Below are 2,699 nucleotides of genomic sequence, written 5' to 3'. Positions count from 1 at the left end.
TCCAACCAGACCGGCGACATCGCCACCGACGAGCAGCTGGCGGACCCGACCTACTGGACCCGACACATCCGCGAAGCCGTCCGCTACCGCGACATGGTGACCACACTGCACGGCGCCGGCGTCACGACCTACGTCGAACTCGGGCCCGACAACACCCTCAGCGCCCTCACCCACACCTGCCTACCCGACGAGCACACCGCCACCATCACCGCCGCGCACCTCGGTGACCACGCTCAGGCCGCGTTGCACGCCGCCGGGCACCGCACCGTCTGGACCACGACCACCCCCGCCGGACGGCACACCGACCTGCCGACGTACCCCTTCCAACGCCGGCCCTACTGGCTGGCCGCGCCGTCCGGCGGTGACCCGGACGCGTTCGGGCTCGCCGCGGCCGGCCACCCGCTGCTCGGCGCCGCCGCCGAACTGGCCGACGGCGACGGCCTGCTCTTCACCGGCCGGATCGGGGTGCAGAGCCATCCATGGCTCACCGGGCACGCCGTGCACGGCACCGTCCTGCTGCCGGCCACCGCGCTCGCCGACCTGGTGCTGCACGTGGCCGACGAGATCGGCGCCCCGCACATCGAGGAGCTGGTCCTCGAGGCACCGTTGACGCTGCCCACCCGGGGTGCCGTCCAGGTCCAGGTGCGGATTGGATTGCCGCAGGGCGACCTGCGGCCGGTGTCGGTGCACGCCCGGCCGGCCGGCGACGAGGACGAGCCGTGGATCCGGCATGCGTCCGGCACGGTAAGTGTCGCGCCGTCCGTCTCCGCCGTCGGTTTTCCCTGGCCGCCGCCCGGCGAGCCGGTCGATGTCGACGGCCTCTACCCCCGTCTGGCCGCCGCCGGCATCGAGTACGGTCCGGAGTTCCAGGGCCTGCGCGCCGCCTGGCGCGACGGCGACACGCTGTACGCGGAGGTCGCCCTCGGCGGTGACGCCGACCCGGCCGGTTTCGGCCTGCACCCGGCGCTGTTCGACGCGGCCCTGCACGCCGCCGCCCTCACCTACGACGACGTACGGTTGCCGTTCGCGCTGCGCGGTGTGACGCTGCACGCCGCCGGTGCGGCGGTGCTGCGGGCCAGGCTGGTCGTCTCCGCCGGCGAGGTGTCCCTGGACCTGATGGACGTCGCCGGTCTGCCGGTCGCGTCCGTCGCGTCCCTGGCGCTGCGCCCGGTCTCGCCGGAGCAGCTGGCTACGGCCGGGGATCCGGCCCGGCGCGGACTGTACCGGGTCCATTGGGCGCCGGTGCCGGTCGGCGGGCCCCCGGCGGGCGGTGTGGCGGTGCTCGGCAAGCCGATCGACGGTCTGGCCGCCACCCACCATCGCGACCTGTCGGCGCTGGTCGCTTCCGGGGCCACCACGGAGCTCGTGGTGGCCGAGGTCGCCGCCGGCAGCGATCCGACCGGTCACCGGGCCGTGGCGCATGCGCTGGAGCTGGTGCAGGGCTGGCTGGCGGCGGACCGTCCGCCGGCCGGCCGGCTGGTGATCGTCACCCGTGGCGCGGTCGCGGCACGGCCGGGCGACCCGGTCGACGGCCTGCCTTCCGCCGGGGTCTGGGGGCTGGTCCGCACGGCGCAGTCCGAACACCCGGGCGTCTTCCAGTTGGTGGATCTCGGCCCCGAGGACGTAACGGACGTGGCGGACGCGGCGCTGCTGACCGCGGCGGTCGCCACCGGTGAGCCGCAGCTGGCCGTCCGCGACGGCGCGGCCTACGCGCCGCGGCTCGCCCAGACCGCCGAGTCCTCGCCACTCACCCCGCCCGGTGGTCCGTGGCGTCTGGACGTGACCGCGGCCGGGACGCTGGAGAACCTGGCCCTGCTGCCCGCGCCGGAACTCACCGAACCCCTCGCACCCGGCCAGGTACGCATCGCAGTCCGCGCCGCCGGACTCAACTTCCGCGACGTCCTCATCGCCCTCGACATGTACCCCGGCACCGCCGTCATCGGCGGCGAAGCCGCCGGCATCGTCACCGAAGTCGCCGACGACGTCACCACCATCACCCCCGGCCAGCGCGTCATGGGCCTGTTCACCGGCGCCATGGGCCCGGTGGCCGTCACCGACCGTCGGCTGCTGGCGCCGATGCCGCACGGGTGGACCTTCGCGGAGGCCGCCGCCGCACCGGTCGTCTTCCTCACCGCCTACTACGGCCTGACCCGCCTGATGCGGCTGGGCCACGGCGAGCGGATCCTGATCCACGCGGCGACCGGCGGCGTCGGCACGGCCGCGGTGCAGCTGGCCCGGCACCTCGGCGCCGAGGTCTACGCGACCGCCGGGCGGGCGAAGCAGCGGGTGCTGCGCGCGCTCGGCATCCCGGACGATCACATCGGCGACAGCCGTACCCTCGACTTCGAGGAGCGGTTCCTGGACGCCACCGGCGGCGCGGGCATGGACGTCGTGCTCGACTCCCTGGCCCGCGAGTTCGTCGACGCCTCCCTGCGGCTGCTGCCGCGCGGCGGTCACTTCCTGGAGATGGGCAAGACCGACATCCGCGACCCGCAGGATGTCGCGGCCGCCCACCCGGGCGTGGAGTATCAGGCGTTCGACATGGTCGACGCCGGACCGGACGCGATCCGGGAGATGCTGGACGAGCTCGGGCTGCTGTTCGCGTCGGGGGTGCTGCGGCCGCTGCCGGTCACCGCGTTCGACATCCGCGAGGCACCCGCCGCCTTCCGGCACCTCAGCCAGGCCCGGCACATCGGCAA

1 protein-coding gene is annotated in these 2,699 nt (G+C 74.7%); it reads left to right on the top strand.

Annotated features, from left to right (window positions below; all coding sequences use genetic code 11):
- The coding region (locus ACFPIJ_RS56565) for a zinc-binding dehydrogenase (protein WP_380127860.1) at positions 1-2,699 on the top strand (2,699 nt) is incomplete at both ends.

The organism is Dactylosporangium cerinum (assembly GCF_042653625.1).
GTDB lineage: Bacteria > Actinomycetota > Actinomycetes > Mycobacteriales > Micromonosporaceae > Dactylosporangium > Dactylosporangium cerinum.
Note: the sequence above shows the minus strand (reverse complement) of the source record. Positions and strands in the feature narration are given on the sequence as shown.